This is a genomic window from Streptomyces sp. MBT53 (genome assembly GCF_016654115.1).
Classification (GTDB): domain Bacteria; phylum Actinomycetota; class Actinomycetes; order Streptomycetales; family Streptomycetaceae; genus Streptomyces.
In genome coordinates, this window is record NZ_JAEQAZ010000182.1 from 1 (window position 1) to 16,699 (window position 16,699).

At 71.2% G+C, this 16,699-nt stretch carries 8 protein-coding genes and 2 pseudogenes; 5 read left to right on the forward strand and 5 right to left on the reverse strand.

What is annotated here, in order from left to right; all coding sequences use genetic code 11:
* The 5 genes and pseudogenes from JHN45_RS41155 to JHN45_RS41175 all read right to left on the reverse strand — a co-directional run.
* Positions 1-256, reverse strand: a pseudogene (locus tag JHN45_RS41155) (DsbA family protein); the annotation flags it as partial.
* A gap of 155 nt (positions 257-411) precedes the next feature.
* Positions 412-906: a MarR family winged helix-turn-helix transcriptional regulator gene (locus JHN45_RS41160; protein ID WP_201054509.1), complete on the reverse strand. Its 495-nt coding sequence runs from the start codon at positions 904-906 to the stop codon at positions 412-414.
* 859 nt (positions 907-1,765) lie between these two features.
* Entirely contained in the window at positions 1,766-3,058 is a 1,293-nt protein-coding gene (locus JHN45_RS41165; protein WP_201054510.1) for a cellulase-like family protein, read from the reverse strand.
* 854 nt (positions 3,059-3,912) lie between these two features.
* A complete protein-coding gene (locus JHN45_RS41170; protein ID WP_200714698.1) occupies positions 3,913-4,998 on the reverse strand; it encodes a dipeptidase in 1,086 nt (361 codons plus the stop codon).
* Entirely contained in the window at positions 4,995-6,308 is a 1,314-nt protein-coding gene (locus JHN45_RS41175) for an amidohydrolase family protein (RefSeq protein ID WP_200714697.1), read from the reverse strand. The genes JHN45_RS41170 and JHN45_RS41175 overlap by 4 nt, the downstream gene beginning before the upstream one ends.
* Positions 6,309-6,438: 130 nt before the next feature.
* Here JHN45_RS41175 and JHN45_RS41180 point away from each other — a divergent pair, with 130 nt between their 5' ends.
* The 5 genes and pseudogenes from JHN45_RS41180 to JHN45_RS41200 all read left to right on the forward strand — a co-directional run.
* Positions 6,439-7,200 (forward strand): IclR family transcriptional regulator, encoded by a 762-nt coding sequence (locus JHN45_RS41180; protein WP_200714696.1) that lies wholly within the window; start codon positions 6,439-6,441, stop codon positions 7,198-7,200.
* Positions 7,197-8,153 carry an ornithine cyclodeaminase family protein gene (locus JHN45_RS41185; RefSeq protein ID WP_200714695.1) on the forward strand — a complete coding sequence of 319 codons (957 nt, stop codon included), beginning with the start codon at positions 7,197-7,199 and terminating at the stop codon, positions 8,151-8,153. The genes JHN45_RS41180 and JHN45_RS41185 overlap by 4 nt, the downstream gene beginning before the upstream one ends.
* Positions 8,154-8,567: 414 nt before the next feature.
* On the forward strand, positions 8,568-9,059 hold the full coding sequence (locus JHN45_RS41190) for a YbaB/EbfC family nucleoid-associated protein (RefSeq protein WP_200714694.1): 492 nt from the start codon (positions 8,568-8,570) through the stop codon (positions 9,057-9,059).
* Positions 9,056-9,391 carry a hypothetical protein gene (locus tag JHN45_RS41195; protein ID WP_200714693.1) on the forward strand — a complete coding sequence of 112 codons (336 nt, stop codon included), beginning with the start codon at positions 9,056-9,058 and terminating at the stop codon, positions 9,389-9,391. The genes JHN45_RS41190 and JHN45_RS41195 overlap by 4 nt, the downstream gene beginning before the upstream one ends.
* A 1-nt stretch (position 9,392) precedes the next feature.
* Positions 9,393-16,699, forward strand: a pseudogene (locus tag JHN45_RS41200) (hypothetical protein); the annotation flags it as partial.

Here is a 16,699-nt window from a genome sequence, read left to right on the forward strand (position 1 = left end):
CCATCACGAAGGAGCCGTCGGAGATCAGCCGCTCGTAGGACTCGCCGAACTCGGCGCCGGTCAGTTCGGCGATCTTGGCGTTCGCCCCTTGGACGTAGCCGAACTCGCGGACGGGTACCCGGCGCGATCCGGTGAACAGGCCGCCGGAGACGACCTCGACCGGCAGTTCGGGATGGCGGGAGACGACCTCGCTCAGCGTTCCGGAGAACCCGTGAGACCAGCCGCAGTAGGCGTCGAAGACGTAGACGAGCTTCATCGAGGACCTCGGCAGAGGGTGGCGCTCGCCGGTTGCGAGCGATTCATCTGACAGAACAGTAACTGACTCGTCAGATATTTCAAGGTGGGTGTGAAGTGGGGCACAGGCGTCCGGGCGCCTACGCCATCACACCAACGGTGGCGGTAATACGCAGGTCAGGGCAGGCGGGGCAGCAGATCCCGAGCCGAGTGACTGAGGATCCGGAGATCCTCCGCGAACCGCTTCCGGTCCGCCGGTGGCAAGGGATCCACGAGGTACCGCTTGATGTTCGCCAGGTGGACGTGCGACGCGCGTACGACCGTTTCCTCGCCCACCGGCGTGAGCCGCACCAGCTTTCCGCGCCGGTCGTCGGGGGAGTCCGCGCGTGTCACGAATCCCGCCGTCTCCATGCGGTCCACCAGCCGGGTGGCGCCGCCCGTGGTCAGGACCTGCTCCTGGGCGATCGCCCGCATGGAGAGCCCCGGCTCGCCGGCCCGGCCGAGGATCAGCAGCACCTCGAACATCAGGTGGCTCACGCCGCACTCCACCTCCAGCGCCCGGCCGAGGATGTACTCCAGCCGGTTGGCCGCGCCCTGCAGTCGGCCGAAGGCCAGGATGAGTTCGTGGTCCGCGGCCTCCTTGGCCGTCGTGATCTCCGTCTGCTCGCCCACAGCCGCGCCGCCCCTCTGGTCGTCCCGGTACCACCGTACCGATCATGCCTGGAAGGGGCCGACGCGAACGCGAGCCTGGCTGCTGCTGCGCCCCGGTGCGCAGGCCGAGCCGGCCGGGTGGTCGGATCGCCCTTGACCTCACCGAAGCAGAGGGCGAAGGTCTGCTTCCAGCATTCGGCCTCGGCGCGGTCAACATCCTCGTCCCCGTCCTGACCGAGGGCCGCGCGGATCTCGTGTACGAGCTGTTGCACCAGGACGCGCTGCCGTCCTGGCCGTTTGGTGTACATCGCGGTTGTCCCCGCGAACAGCGAGGCGACCCTGCGCCTTCCGGCGGCCGCTGCCGCTGCCGTCCGTGAAGGAAGAACGCCGCTGTCAGAAGCGGACGGGGTGCGATTCGTCGGCCACACGTCGGGACTGTCCTCGTACGTGGTGCCGTCCGGTCGGTACCGCTTGACAGCTCGGCTGCGCTGAGCGGCGGTGGCCGGTTGGGTCGGCATGGTGTGTGGGCCTTCGTCGGTGGACGGGATGGGGCGGACCGGTCCAGTGCGGCTCGGGTTGTCGGTGTGCCGGACCTCAACCGCGGCGGCGACGGGAGCGGTGTTCCCGGTGTCCGTGTCGGCTGTGACGGTTCTGAAGCGCCTGTCGCGTAATGGGGAATGTGACGGAACCTGTGGGCCCGATGTGGGGTCCGTGCAGTGAGGTGTTGTCAAATGCCTTCAGCGGCAGATGAGTTGGGGGTCGTGCTGTGTGACGGCCCGCCGGCGATCTTTCCCCTTACGGGCGGCGGCTCGGCGACTCTTGCCGCTGCGTGAGACGACTGAGGGCCTGCGGCGTGCTCGTGGCTGCTGCGGGGTCGTGTTCAGGCGGCGGTGATACGGGAGTTGACGCGCCGCATCCAGTCCCGGTCGGTGTGCCACATGGGGTGGTGCGGAGCCGCGTTGGAAGTCAGGACGACACCCTGGAAGCCTGCCGCGAGGCAGCGGTCGACGACGAACTCGGCGATGTCCTTGCCGACGGCGTCCTCCTCGAAGCGGGTGAGGAGCGGGGTGTAGCCGACGACGCTCTCGCCGAGGACGGCGGGGATGCCGCGCAGGCGGGCGAACCCGGCGACGGCGTCGACCCACCCCGCCAGGGTGTCGCGCATGGTCTGCCGGTGGGCGGGATAGTTCTCGTAGAGCCAGAGGTCCCAGCGGTCGGGGTCGACCCAGTCGTGCGCGTAGAACAGTTCGCGGGGGATGCCTGTGGCGGCCAGGCGCCAGGGTTCGTCCGGTCGGTGGTCGGCGAAGGCGGGTGCGTCGGGGCGCAGCATGGCGGCGAGTTCGGGGGTGGGCCAGGTGGCTGTCTCGGGTGCGGCTTCGGTGCCGTGGCCGAGTCCGACCGCTTCGTACAGGGCGCCGAGGACGCCGTAGACATAGAAGTGGAAGTGGGCGATCTGGGCCTGGTCGGGCAGGTCGTCGAGTTCGTCGGGCCAGGGCTCGCCCAGCGAGTAGGTGACGGGGATGTCGGGGTGGCGGGCTTGCAGCAGCTTCACGGCGCGTTCGAGGGGGCCGCGCAGCCTGGCGTAGTGGCCGGTGCTGCCGTCGGCCGGTACGAGGGAGCAGTTGTCGACCTCGTTGTGGACCTCGACGTAGGCGACGCGGTCGGCGAGCCCGCGTCCGGTGAGGAAGTCCAGCAGGGCGGCGAGTGATTCGGCCATCGCTTCGGCGCGGTCGGGGCCCGGGACGTCGGCCAGTGCGCGGTGCCAGGTGTCGGTGTCGGCGAAGCTGGGGGACTGCTGGTACTCCCAGGAGGACACGATCACCTTGCAGTCGTGGCGGGCGGCTGCCTCGAAGAGTTCGACGAGGCGTCGGCGGCCGTCCAGCGGGTAGCCGCCGTGGACGTTGTACCAGCGGGTGCGTTGCCCGAACTGCGCGCCCAGGCCGCGGACTTGGAGGCTCTCCGGGGCGTTGACGCGTCCGGAGAACAGCAGGAAGGGCATGGCGCAGATCCGCACGGTGTTGAAGCCCCGGTCCACCGTCTCGGCGAAGGCGCGGTCGAGGTCGGCGAAGGGCTCGCCGGGTCCGGCCTGGGTGTACCAGCTGAAGTCCCACAGGGTGATGGCCAGTCGGTCCGTGGTCTCGGGCGCGGTGCCTCGCTGCGGTGCGGTGGTCATGGGGTCACCCGTCGTTCGTGTGCGGCAGGGTGCCGTCGATGGCTCGGCGGCACAACGCTAGCTCAATTCATTATTTATGAATACTGGCCGCCGCCTTCCACGGGATGACGGCCCACCCCGACAAGGACAACTGCGAGTGCCACTGGGGCAGCGCGAAGAACTCGCGCAACTCAATGTTCCGAATGCGGAGTTGGACGTTGGCCTCCTCCGCCGAACCTGGCAGGCGCCGGACTGGAGCGACCACGCATCCGTACTGCGCCGGATCCTGCCCCAGTTGGTCACGGTCGTCGTCGAAGGGTCCGTCGAACCGCTCTTCGGCCCGGAGGAAGTCGGCCCTCGCCGGTGCAGTTCCCGTAGCCGCCCTTCCCCGCGCGGGCGACGCCCGTCGGCCCCGACGTGTCCACGACGACCTTGACGTTGCGGGCCGGGCCGCCGTCGCCGGATGTGACGGCGACGGGCACGACGAAGTCGTCGTTCGGGCCTCGGCGCCCACGTCGGGGTTGTACATGTGGACGGCTGACGGGGCCCGGAGCTGAAGGGCGACCTCGTGGGAGTCGTCGGCCGCAGCGCGCACCGAGGCAGTGGCGAGAACGGCGGCCAGACTTGCCACCAGGACGGCCGGGCGTCTGACGGTCCGTGTCCGTTGGAGCATGCGGGACACCAAGCCAGCGGGTATCGACGGCGATTTCCGCCAGGTTGAGGAGGCGGTCCGGTTCACGCCTCGATCACGATCGAGCGGACATCGACACTCCGGGAAGCGGACGGCGCCGCAGCCCGCGACCGTCGAGCCGGCTTCCACCGTGGGCCCGACGGAATTCGCCGATGGCATACGGTCGCCGGTGGCGAGCGGACCCTCAGGACGTCCAGACGCGCCCGGCGTAGTCGAGGAAGTTGCGGCCGAGGATCTTCTCGATGCGTCCGGAGCGGTAGCCGCGCTTCTCCAGGAGGCGGATCAGGTCGCGGAACTGGTCGACGCCGCGCAGGTCCACGACGAAGGGGTAGGTGTCGGCCCGTTCGCCCGCCGCGCCGACGCCGGCCGCTTGACGAGCGGCGACGTGTTCGGCGAGAGCCTCGCGGTAGGCGTCGAGGTCGTCCACGGCGGTGACGCTGCCGTCGGTGCCGATGCCGACGTGGTCCTCGCCGCAGACGTCGACCGCGTGCACGATGTGGTCGACGACATCGGCTGCGGTGGCGTGGCCGGTCGGGTTGAGGAAGGGCATGAAGTAGATGCCGACGAAGCCACCCCGGTCCGCGACCAGGCGGAGTTCCTCGTCCGTCTTGTTGCGCGGGAGGTCGGCCAGGGCACGGCAGGCGGTGTGGTTGATCGACACGGGCTGCCGGGAGAGCCGGGCGGCGTCCAGGCAGGTGTTTTCCCCGCTGTGGGAGAGGTCGACCATCAGGTGGTGCTCGTTGAGGGCTTCGACGACCTGGCGGCCGAACGGGGTCAGGCCCCGGTTGGCGGTGGCCATGGAGCCGTCACCGAGGTGGTTGGCCTGGTTGTAGGTGAGCTGGACGACCCGTACACCGGCCGTCGCGAACCCGGCGACGCGGCTTTCGACGAGTGCCGGGTCCTCGCCGACGGCGACGGCGTTCTGGAAGCCGTAGATGACACCGATCCGCCGCTCGCGGTGGGCGCGCCGGATGTCGTCGGCCGTACGCACCTTGAGCAGGTCGGCAGGGTGTGCGTCGAGGATCCCGTCCCAGACCGCGATCTCCTCCAGCGTGTGCTCGTACGGCGGCAGGTCGCCCATGGTGTAGCCGAGGGTGATGTTGACGGCGGTCAGGCCGGAGGCGCGGGCTTCGGCGATCGCCCGGGCGTCGACGGCGAGTTGACCGCTGTCGAGGTTGAGCTGGGTCGCGGCGGCCTTCGCGGCGGGGGTGTTGGGGTTGTCGAGCTGCCCCAGCGCGTTGACGATCATCGGGTGGGCGGCGGTGGTCACTTGGCGTCCTTCTCGAAGTCGGCGCGGTCGAAGCGGCGGCCGCGTTTCACGGTGAGGGCGATGGTGCGCAGGTTGGCCATGTCCCGGAGCGGGTCCTCGTCCAGGACGGCGAAGTTCGCGAGCTTGCCGGCTTCGACACTGCCCATGTCCGCCTCGGTGCCGGCGGCCCTGGCGCCGATCAGGGTCGCCGAGCGCAGGACGTCCGCGGCGGGGATGCCGCAACGGTCGACGAGGAAGGCGAGTTCGCCGTGGAGGGCGGGGAACGGGTCGTCGGGGCCGGCCTCGAAGTCCGTGCCGGTGCTGACGTCGACTCCGGCGCGGTGGGCCTGGGCGGTGACCGCGGCGGCCAACTCCGTGTTGCGGCGGGCCCGTTCGGCGGACTCTGCGGTGTCGCCCCGGAGTTCGTCGCTGGTCCACATGGACGCGGTCGCGTCGAGGACGGTGCCGCGGCGGCGCATCTCGGCGAAGAGCGCGGCCAGTTGAGCGTCGTCGCCCGTGGCGAAACGGTCGTAGTCGACCGGGGGTTTGGTCTTGTAGCTGCTCAGCGGCTCGGTGGGGTTCTCGAAGGCGAGCAGGGTGACATGGGAGACGCTGTCCACGCCCGCGGCGACGACCTCGCCGGGCGCGGCCGGGAAGACGGTGGCGTGCGCCCAGACGGCGATGCCCTGGCGGTGCGCCTCGGTGGTGATCGTGGCGACGGTCGCGGCGTCCAGGTCGGCGTAGACCTTGATCGCGGCGGCGTGGGTGCCACGGGCCAGGGCGACGGCGATGGTCAGGTCGGTGTCGGGAGTGACGGCCTGCATCCAGGGGACGGCACCCGGCGTCGCGCCCCGGGAGACCTCGTGGGTGCGCGGGTCGTCGAAAAAGGAGGGGCCGGCCATCAGCGCCGCGTAGCGGAGGTCGGGGCCGGGGATCTCGCCGACCAGGGTGGCGCGGGCGAGGTCGCCGATCTGCCGCAGGTCGTCGGCCATGTCGCGGACGGCGGTGACCCCGCTGTGCACCAGGCGCCGGAGCACCGCCTGGGCGACGGGGCGGTCGGGCGGGGTGGCCAGGTGCTGGTGGGTGTCGATCAGGCCGGGGACGACGAATCTGCCGTCGAGGTCGACGCGGGGCGCGTCGGCCGCGAGCGGGGGCAAGGGGTCGCCGTCTCCGACGACGGCGTGGATCCGGGCGCCGTCCGTGACGATCGTGGTGTCCGGGCGAGGCCGGTCGCCGGTGCCGTCGAAGAGGGTGGCGCCGCGGTAGACCCTGACGGTTCCGGCGGGCGGTGCGGCCCAGGGGGTCGGGGCACCCGGGGGCAGATCGGTCATGGTCACCTTCAGGACGAGAGGTCGCAGGTCGTGATGTTGTTACGCTCCATGTAACAACCGTATCGTGTGATGAAAACGCGGATACTCTACTCCGTGGCCGCACCGCAGGCGAGAGGGATGAACCACTGTCATGCCCGTTGCACCCCGTACCCCGGCACCGCCCAGGTCGGCCGTGGACAAGGCACTCGACCTGGTCGAGGCCGTCTCGCGCGCACCGCACCCCGTGCGGCTGACCGAGCTGGCCGCCGAGGTGGGCCTGCATCGCGCCACCGCCTACCGGATCCTGCTGGACCTGGTCCGGCGGGGCTGGGTGCTGCGGGCCGGTGACCGCTATCTGCCCGGCGCCGCCGTGCTCCGGATGTCCGCCTCGGCCGCGGGCAACTCGCTGACCGCGCTGGCCCGTCCGGTGCTGGAACAGCTGTCCGCCGCGACCTCGATGATGGTCAACCTCCAGGTGCTGGAGGAGGGCGGCGCCAGGGTCATCGACGTGGTCAGGCCCGAACGGCTCGCCATGATCAGCCACCTGCGGGGCGAACTGCTGCCGGTGGGACGGTTCGCCGGGCCGCTGGCCCTGGTCGCCGCGCTCGAACAGGACGCCAGGGCAAGGTGGTTGGACGGACTCGGCGAGGAAGCGGTGCACGTGGCACGGGAGTTGGCCGAGGTGGAACGGACCGGTGTCGCGGTGGAGCGCGGGCGTAACGACAAGCTGGTGGCCTCCGTCAGCCGGGCGGTGGTGCCCGACCCCGGCGCACCGGTGTGCGCATTGACGGTCGTGGGACCGGACGCCGAGTTCGACGGGCCGAAACTGGCCCTGGTGGAGCGGGAGTTGCGCGCGGCTGCGGACGAGTTGAGGACGGCCCTGACCGCCGGCGCGGCGGAGGCCGGCCGGTGAGCGGCCTGCTGGTGCTCGACCGTCGGCAGACGGCCGCCGCGCTGCGGCCCGACGCGGTTCTCGACGCGGTGGGCCGGGCCCTGGTCTCCATCGCCCGCGACGAGGTCTCCGTCCCGCCGCGGATCGCCGCCCTGACCCCGACCGGCCTGCTCGGTGCGATGCCCGGCTACGTCCCCGGGCTCGGGCTGGCCGCGAAGCTGGTGACCGTGACCGCCGATCCACGGCATCCCGGACGCGGTTTCCACCGGGGACTGGTGGCCCTGTTCGACGAACACGACGGGCGGGCGCTGGCGCTCGTGGACGGCGAGGCGCTGACCGAGGTCCGCACGGCGGCGGTCGCCACCCGGAGCGCGCTGGCCCTGGCCGTCCGCCCCGGTCTCGGGCGGGTGGCGGTGGTGGGGACCGGTGCCCAGGCCCGCGCCCAACTCGCGCTGCTCGCGACGGTGTTGCCGGAGGCCGAGGTGACGGTGGCCGGCCGTGATCCGGTACGGGCCGGCGCGGTGGCCGCGCTGCATCCCGGCGCGCGGGTCGCCGCCGGAATCGAGGAGGCGGTACGCCAGGCCGAGGTGGTGTTCTGCTGCACCGGCGCCACCGCGTCCGTCGTCCGACGCGAGTGGCTCGCTCCCGGCGTCCATGTCTCGTCGGTCGGCGGCTCCCAGGGGCCCGAACTGGACCCCGGCACCGTCCGGGACGCAGCCCTGTTCGCCGAGTGGACCGGCGCGGCCACCGCGCCACCACCGGCGGGCGCCCACGAACTCCAGGATCTCGCCCCCGGGCGGCCGGTGACCCTCCTCGGGTCCGTCCTCGACGGCGGCCATCCGGGCCGGGGCCGCGACACCGACGCCCTCACCGTCTTCAAGTCCACCGGCCACGCCGCCCTCGACGTCGCCGCGGTCCGGGTGGCCTATGACGTGGCGCTCGAACGGGGCTGGGGAGTACGCGTGGATCTGTGAGAGACGGAGACCCCGCTCAAGGAGCAGCAGGCCATCGCCCTCCTCCTGCGGTCGGCCGTCGCCGGGTCTCCCGCCGCGAATGCATCGCCACTTCAAGTCGCCCTGGTGCAGCGGAAGTTAATCCAGATGCGGTCTTCATTCATTGCGCGTCATGTGCCGTTGGGGCGGACGTCAACCAGCCCGGCCATGATCGGACGTCTGTGGGCCCGAGCCGCGCGCGTCCTGTCCCAGGGCGAGTGAAGCGGGCCCCCGGGTGCGTACGGACGGGACCTCCAGTGCGCGCCGACGTGACTGCCGCCGGCACATGTCCGCGCTGTCGACGCGGGCCCCCGCCGGTACGGGCGGCCCGGCGTTCGCGTCGGTCCCCGCCGTGGTCACCTCCGGTGAGTGGAGTACGAGGAAGATGGAGGCCGCATGACCCAGGAGCCCGAGTCCGGCCCGGACGGTTACGCGGAACAGCTGGAGCGACGCTTGTCCCGGGCCAGAGCCGAACTGGCGGCAGCCGAGCGGGACGCGGCACGAGCGGAAGCCGACATGGGGGACTTCTCCGCGGCCACGGTCTCCAAGGACGGCTACGTCGAGGTCACCGTCGGACCCCGGGGCGAACTGAGCGACCTGCGGTTCCTGGGGGCCAAGTTCCGTGAGATGTCGAGCGCGGAACTGAGCGCGGCGATCATCGGGGCGGTCGAAGAGGGCCGCGCACAGGCACGGCGCGAGGCGGCCCGCCACTTCGGGCCGCTCGGCGCCCCCGGCCCGCAGGTGCCCGAACTCGCCGGACTCGACATCGACTGGGCCCGTTTCGCGGGCCCGTCCGCCCCTGCCCCGAGCAGCTCCGCCAGGTCCGCCGCACGCACCCGGCTGCACGACGAGATCGCCGACGACGAAGAGGACGGAGGCACCCGATGACCGGCCCGTCCTACACATCGAACCCCGAAGCCATCCTGGGCGGCACCCGCGTCATCAAGGATCTCGGCAGTTACGCCAACGACGTCGGCGCGTCGGCCCATGCCGCCCTGGCCGACACCAGCTGGACCGGCAACGACAGCTACGGGCGGCAGCTCCGGAAGGAGTTCGTCCAGACCCGCGACTCCGTCCTCGCCACCATCGACGCCATAGCCGCCGGTATCTCGGCCGTGGGCGACGGCACTCTCGACAACCTCCGCTCGATCCGCACCACCCAGGGCGGGATCATCGACGCCATCCACGAACAACAGGGGCGGACCGGGAGCCGACCGTAACGTGGCCATCGTCGTCCCGCCCAAGCTCAACTGGCTGTTCTTCATCCTCATCGGGGAAAATTTCCTGGAGGCCAACGAGGACCACGCCTACGACACCAGCCGGTCGTTCGACCAGCTCCACCAGCACGTCGGCGCGCTCAAGGCACGGGCGAAACAAGCGGTGGTGGCCGTGGGGGAGGGCCTCCCCAAGGGAACCGCCGACCAGTTCATCGGGGCGATCAACCAAGTACTGCCGTATCTCGACGAGTTCGAGGCCGACCTGGACAAGGTGACCAAGAACCAGGTCAACATCGCCATGCAGATCCGTGAGGCGAAGTGGAACATCATCGCCGAACTCGTCCGTCTGTTCATCGAGCTCGCGATCCTCGCGGTGATGTCCTTCTTCACCGGCGGTGCCAGCGCCAGTGAGGCGGCGGTGGCACGTGCCCGCAGCCGTGTGTTCATCCTGGAGGTGCTGCTCGAACTCTCGCGCCGCACGCATCTGGTGCCGAGCTTCCTGGAGGCCGCCGAGGAGGCCTTCATGACGCTCGCGGTCCGGTTGGCCATGATGGTGGGCGCACCCGACGGGCAACGGCCGAAGTCGATCGACTGGGGCGACATCGGTCTCAGCGCCGCGTTCGGTGCCGTCGCGGGGTTCCTCGCGCCGATCCTCACCAAGACGATGAAGAACCTCACGAACAACTTCAAGAACATCGGTGACCTGGGGAAGAAGTTCGACGACATCAACGTGGGCGGGGCGAAGCCACCGAAGCTGAACGACACCGACCTGAACCTGACGAACAAGCCGAAGCCCGGTCCTACGCCGGGACCCGGGACCCATGTCCCCAAGACGACCCCCACGGTCACCCCGCATGTGACGCCGACGCCGACACCCCACGGCGACGAGAGCTTCTCCGCCAAGGTGCTCGACCAGAGCGGTGAGTTCGTCGCGGACGGCGCGTCCGAGACGCTGGCCGAGTCCCTCGTGATGGGCGCGTTCTTCGGTGACTTCACGCCGAGCTGGCAGACGTTCGTCGGGTCGGGCCTGAGCGAGCGGTTCGAGGCGGGAGCCGAGCACGGGGTCACCAACAGTGCCGACTGGCTGAAGAACTTGGGGAATCCGCCGACGATCTCCACGGCGGTCTCCGACATCGGGAACGGTGACGCCGGCAACGTTGGTCAGAACACGGGCCCGGGTAAGGGCGGCGCCAAGTCCGGTGCGGGAGGCGGCCCGAACACGCCCGTGGACGTCGATCCGAATACGGGCCAGGGCGCGGACACCGGCACCGGCACCGGCATCCACACCGACACGTCGACGAAGGCTTCAACGCCGTTTGTTCCGCCAGTGGTTGGGACTTCCGTGCAACCCATCCCGCCGGCCGTCCCGACCGTCAGCGGCGGCAGTGTCGCTTCCGCACCGCCCGTTGTGACACATGGCAGTAGCGGCAACGGAACCGAACCCCCGCCGCAGACGCACGACTTGAACGACCCCGAGGTGGAGCCGGTCGGAACGACTCGGGTCGCCCCGCCCCCGACCCTGGGCCCTGTTGTCGAGCCGCCAGCCACGGACTTCCCGTCGCCCGCGGTGACATCGGCTCCCGTGACGCCCAGTGTCGGGGCCACCGTTCCTCCTGCGGCCACCCACAACGGCGGTCCTGTCCAGGGGAGTTCGGGCAACGACACGGGCACCGGCAAGGGAAAGGCCGTGGCTCCACCGACAACGGACGCCACCGACTCGGACCCCGGCACCGTCCCCCACCCTGCCTCGTTCGTCGGCGCAGCCCACGACGCCCACGCCGACGCCGTACGGTCGTTGCAGCACGCGGTCGACACCGCCGAACGGTTCCGCGTGCGGGTCGCGACCGGCGAGGGCGCAAGCCGTGACGGCACCGCGCTGCACGACGCGGACGACAGGGTGCGGCAGGCGCAGGCGGGTCTCTCGCGGGCGGAGACGCGGCTGCGCGCACTGGGTGAGGTGCCGGGTTCCCACGCCGACGCCGCCCTGGACCTCGGGTCCGACTCGTCGCCGCGGCCCTCCGCCATCGTCCCCGTGGTGAACCGCTCCGACGCCCAACGGCACTGGATCGCCTCGCAGTTGACCGAGGACGACCTGCCCCACGACTTCTCCGCCGCCGACCTGACGACCGGCGATGTCGACGTGGACGTAGCCGCCCTGTCCTCCACCGGAGCCGCCCTCACCGTCGAGCAGCAGACCCAGGCAGTCATGGGGAGCGGCAGATTGTCCCTGCTGGACACCGGACTCACACCCTTGCAGCAGGCCAAGGCGCTGATGCTGCAACCCGGTCCGTGGTCCGGGCACCTCGACACCGCCGCCGCCACGGCGAGCAGGCGCCTGTGGGACGACGCGTTCTCGGACTTCGCGCTGAGCACGCCAGGGTCGGCTCCGGACAGCGCACGCCAGTCGTGGGACACCGCCACCGCGCTCGTGCTGCCCCTGGAACTGCACCCCGTGCTCGCGGACTCCCGGCACGCGGTCGAGTCGAACCGAAGCGCCGTACGCCAGGTCGCCGACGTGCTCGCCACGGGAGGGACGCGCGCCGAGGCGACCGCGCTCGCCGACCGTCTCCGCAAGGGCCTCGGGCTGCCGCAGCGGCTGCGCGGCGGTGCTCCCAAGCCCGAGGAGTCCTCCGACGTTCCGCAGCCCGTGGTCACCCTGGGCACGGGGACACCTCTCGTCGCGACGACGTCTATGACGTCCAATTCGACGACCGACGGCACGACGGATTCGACGACCACGATCACGGAGGTACCGGTCGACGAGCCGGCCAAGTCCGCTGACGACAAGTCGACTTCGGTGCCTCCGCGTGGTTCGGACGTACCCCCGGAGAAGCCCCTTCGGCCGCGCCCGCCCCGCAAGAGTGCCCCGCCGAACCGCCGTACCCCTCCGCTCGAACCCATCGACGAGGACGCCGAGGCCGAGTTCACCGCACCGCCGCCCAAGAAGCCCGCCCCGCCGGGGCCGACCTGGGTGGTGCACGATCTGGACTTCCGTCGGCCGCCGCGCGTCGACCTGGACCTGCCGCCCGCGCCGTACAGCGGTGGCGGACCCGCGAAGTTCACCGACGGCGCGAAACTGCCCGTCTACATGGGCGGCATCGGCGAGTTGCTGCGCGGGCTGCCGCGCAATCTGCTGCGCCGCTCCTACACCCTCGGCCAGGGGGACCGTGTCCTGCGCGGCGCCGACCGTGTCGTGGAGCAGCTCGACCTCAACCTGCGGCAGCCGCCCGGCGTCCGCCCCCGTCCCGCGCGCCCCGGCGGCAACCGTGCCGGCGACGGGCTCCTGGACGACGTACGACATGCCCTCGTACACAACCCGAGCGGTTTCTTCGGGGACGGGCAGCAGTTCAACTACCGCACGGTGGACGGCAAGTCGCGGGTGCTCACGGTCACGGCCCGGCCGTACGGGCAGTGGGAGAGGTTCACCTTCGGCTACGCCAACCCCGTGAAGATCGACACGATGCAGCGGAACACCGCTCTCACCGGCCGGGTCGCGGTGAACAGCACGTCGACCTCCCTCGCGCCGACCGCGCCGCTGGGACCCGTGAGGACGCTGTTCGCGCCCTGGGGACGGGTGTTCGCGCAGTTCTCCTGGACCAAGCGGGTCGAGTACAACATGCAGAACCTCGTCGTGAACCAGAACGAGACCCGCACCACCGACGGCTCGCACGCCCATCTCGACGACGTCTGGTACGAGTTCAAGGTCACCGATCCGGCCGGACGTCCCGTGGACCGAACTGGCAAGGCGATCGGGCCCAGGTCCGGCACGCGTGCTCAGGTCGCCTTCGGATTCGCCGTCAGGGACGGGCTGTTCGTGCGCATCGCCGACAGCCTCACCCACCCCAAGCCGCCGGCCGACCGGCTGCCGCCGCGGATGCGGCTCGACCACGGCTCCAACTACCGCATGATGAACACGGAGAGCTTCGGTCCCGTCGCCCACATCCGGGACTGGGCGCTCCAGCAGGTCGGTACGGACACGGACAGCATGGCGGGCAAGCAGATCAGCTCGTTCTTCTCCACGGACGGGTTCCACCGCATGGGCCGGGTGATGGCGGCCGGGACGGTCACGTCGCCGCCACTGTTCAAGGACGACGCGGGGCGTGAACCGCTCGGTGTCTTCTCGGTCCGGGTGGAGCCCGGCGAGGCCGTCCTCATCAGCGAGACCACCGCCGCCGAACTCCGGGACATCTCCCAGACGACGGTCCGCAACGAGCGGACCACCGGCAGGTCCTCGGGCGTCGACGTCGGCGGTGCCCTCGGACCCGCCTTCCAGCTTCTCGGTCTCGACCGGGGCAAGTTCGACCTGCGCCTGCTCGCAGGCCTCAACTTCCGTTACGGCGCCTCCCACAACCGTGCCTCAGTCACCGGCGGAACCGGCGCCGTGAAGTCGGCCGGTCAGGCCAAGGGCGACCCCACGGGCCTCTATCTGGTCCAGAAGACCGTCACGGTCACGGCACCGCCCGACACCAAGGCACCGCTGCCGAACCGCAGGCGCGACGAGGCGAGTTCGACGCCGGGCAAGCTGCGCAAGAACCCGCCGCGGACCTGGAGCCAGGCACCGCGGACCCAGACGTTCCAGACGTGGGCCGTGGAACGGCTCACCCGCACCGAGGCCCGCCGTCTCGCGGGGGAGGCGAGCCCCGCGCCCGGCACCCCGCCGAGGGTGCCGCCGTACCTCACCCAGGACTCGCCGCCCACCCTCGGTATGAGCAGGGTCGAGGAGTTCACGTTCGCCGACGGCTCCTACGTACGGAACATCGACGGTGAGGACCGCACGTTCCTCGACCATTTCGGCGACCAGGTTCTCGGAGAGGTCGCGCGGGCCTACCCGGACCTAGTCGCGCCCCTGTCCGAACTCGATCCCGCCAATCCCCGCTGGCGCAACGCCGACCACTTCCAGATGGCGGTCTCCAACACCCTGGAGGTGCTCAACACCCTCGCCTTCCACAGCATGGCGGGCAATCTGGAGACGATGATGACCTCGGGGCTGCGGATCTCCCTGGTCGACTCCCGCCGTGCCACTCGCGCGCACCGCTATGTGTGGGTGGACGCGGCCCTGTCCGACCGGCGTTTCGAGGGCACGCAGAAAGACATGCGGCTGCGGTTCAGCGCACCCGGCAGCGAGAACCTCGGAGGGCGGCAGAGCAGCGGGCGCGGTGCGCACGTCGGTGCGGAGGGGCTGTTGTCGCTGAGGGACGCGGCGACCGACGAGGCGCGCGGCCCGCTGCACGCGGGCACCGGTTCGCTCGGCGTGCGCTGGGGGGGCCGTACCGATTCGGAGAGCGGTTACGGGGCCGCCGCCACGCATGAGGCCATGTCGATCGGCACCAAGGGCACCCACCTGTACAGCTACGAGGTCACCCTCACCGCCCGGCGCGGCGGCTTCAGCCGCTTCCGCGGGCTGCTGCGCGGTGTCCTCTTCCTCAACCTGCTCGGCACGCGGCCGTTCGTCTTCACCGAGCGGGAGAAGAACCTCATCGGCCCGGCCGGCTCCGGGCCGGACATCAAGCGGCCCTCCGTCGGGCGTGTGCTGCTCGGCGTGCCCGTCGAGCACACGCCCGCCCGCGACACCTCGCGCCCGCACCACCCTCTGCACGGTGTGCCTCTCCCGAGCACCGGGCGGGTCGCGCGGGACCTGGCGCTGGCCAGGCGCGGCCTGTTCGAGCGGGCGGGCCGCCGGGGCCGTGAGGAGTACCGGCGCCACCCGTACCTGACCCTCGCGGTCGTCGCGGACCCTGCCCTGGGCCGGGCCGCCGAGGACGTCCTCAAGGAGTCGTCGGGCAACTCCTGGATGCTGACCCACCAGGGCGCCCCCGTGCACGACGCGGCACTGCGCGTGTTCCAGAGCCAGTTCCTGACCGCGAACTTCGACCAGTCGTCCGCCCCGACCGGCTGGCGTGCCTCCGGGCTGTGGGCGAAGGCCCCCTACCTGGACCGCTCCTCGGTCCTCGCCCACCGCAGCCGACTGCGCCCCGGGAGCCTCACCGCCGTGACGGGCGCGATCCCGATCGAGGCGGAGACGACCATCGGCGGCGCCACCCAGGCCTCGGGACGCACCACCAGCACCAGCACACTGTTCTTCGGCGGCCAGCTCGTCTACCTCCACTCGCACGACACCAGCACCGGGACCACCGGCAACTACGGCCTCGTCGCCAGCCCGTACCGCCTCGACAAGTCCCGCTTCCGGGCCGTCTCCCGGACCGCGCTCGCCGAGATCAACCGCAAGGACCAGGGCCTGCAGGTCCTCGTCACCGCAGACGTCGACCACGAGATCGCCGCCACCTCCACCCTCGTCGGCGAACGCGCCACGGGCGTACGGCGGTTGCCCCGCTGGCTCGCGGGCGCGTCCGGGCGGCGCGTCCTCGTCAATGACGGCTGGGTCGGGCACGTCCCGGAGAAGAGCGCCTACCGGATGGGACTGCTCCGGGACCGCTGGGGCGACATACCGCTCTACACCCGGCGCCGGTGGTCGCCCCAACCCTGGCTCCTGGACAACCCGTTCGGCAGTTTCCCGCTCACCGCGCTCGACACCGCGGCCGTACTGAACGACTTCGACCGGCAGTTGAGGCCGCTCGGACTGACGGGCAGCGACCGGGACACGGTGCACCGGCTGATGTCGGAACGCGTCGTGCGCGCGCTCGGCAAGGAGATGACCGGCGGCAGCTCCTCCGTGCCGGCGCGCGTGGGCCGTTGGGGTTCGTCGACCGCCAACCTGTGGGTCGGCAGCCGCAAGGTGCGGGCGCGCGCCGAGCTGATCCCGGTGAAGGTGCCCGTCGACAGGACCGCTCCGGAGGGCAGCGGCTTCGGCGGTCTCGGGCACAGCGTGGAGTTCGAGGAGCACCGCAGCGCCGCGGAGACCACGCAGGAGGGCCGCGGCCGCGCCTCCGGCGCCAGCATCGGCACCACCGTCTCCCAGGGCGCGCACACCGGCAACGACACCGTGCGGATGGCCGGACCGACGTACGCGGAGGTCGGCTCCACCCAGCAGACCGCCGCCCAGAACCGGTCCGAGGGCAGCGTGCGGATCGCCACCGCGACGACGACCCAGGCACACGGCGAGTACGTCACCCGCTACCGGATGCGGCTGACCCTGGAGGTCACCGACACCCGCGAACCGAGGACCGGCACGGGCGCCTCGGCCTGGGTGAAGCGGGCCGCGCACCGCACCTGGCGCGGGGTCTCCGGCCGACGCCTGCTGCGCATCCGCTCCGAGGGCGACGTCGGGGAACTCGTCGAGCACTACCCGCTCAGCCTCATGCGCCCCGACCCCGCCGACCCCGCCGCCGAACGGAACGACCCGCTGGCCCCGCC

Coding starts and splice junctions, on each gene's coding strand:
- JHN45_RS41190 (WP_200714694.1), top strand. CDS start 8,568: ATGACCCAGGAGCCCGAGTCCGGCCCGGACGGTTACGCGGAACAGCTG.
- JHN45_RS41165 (WP_201054510.1), bottom strand. CDS start 3,058: ATGACCACCGCACCGCAGCGAGGCACCGCGCCCGAGACCACGGACCGA.
- JHN45_RS41180 (WP_200714696.1), top strand. CDS start 6,439: ATGCCCGTTGCACCCCGTACCCCGGCACCGCCCAGGTCGGCCGTGGAC.
- JHN45_RS41175 (WP_200714697.1), bottom strand. CDS start 6,308: ATGACCGATCTGCCCCCGGGTGCCCCGACCCCCTGGGCCGCACCGCCC.
- JHN45_RS41195 (WP_200714693.1), top strand. CDS start 9,056: ATGACCGGCCCGTCCTACACATCGAACCCCGAAGCCATCCTGGGCGGC.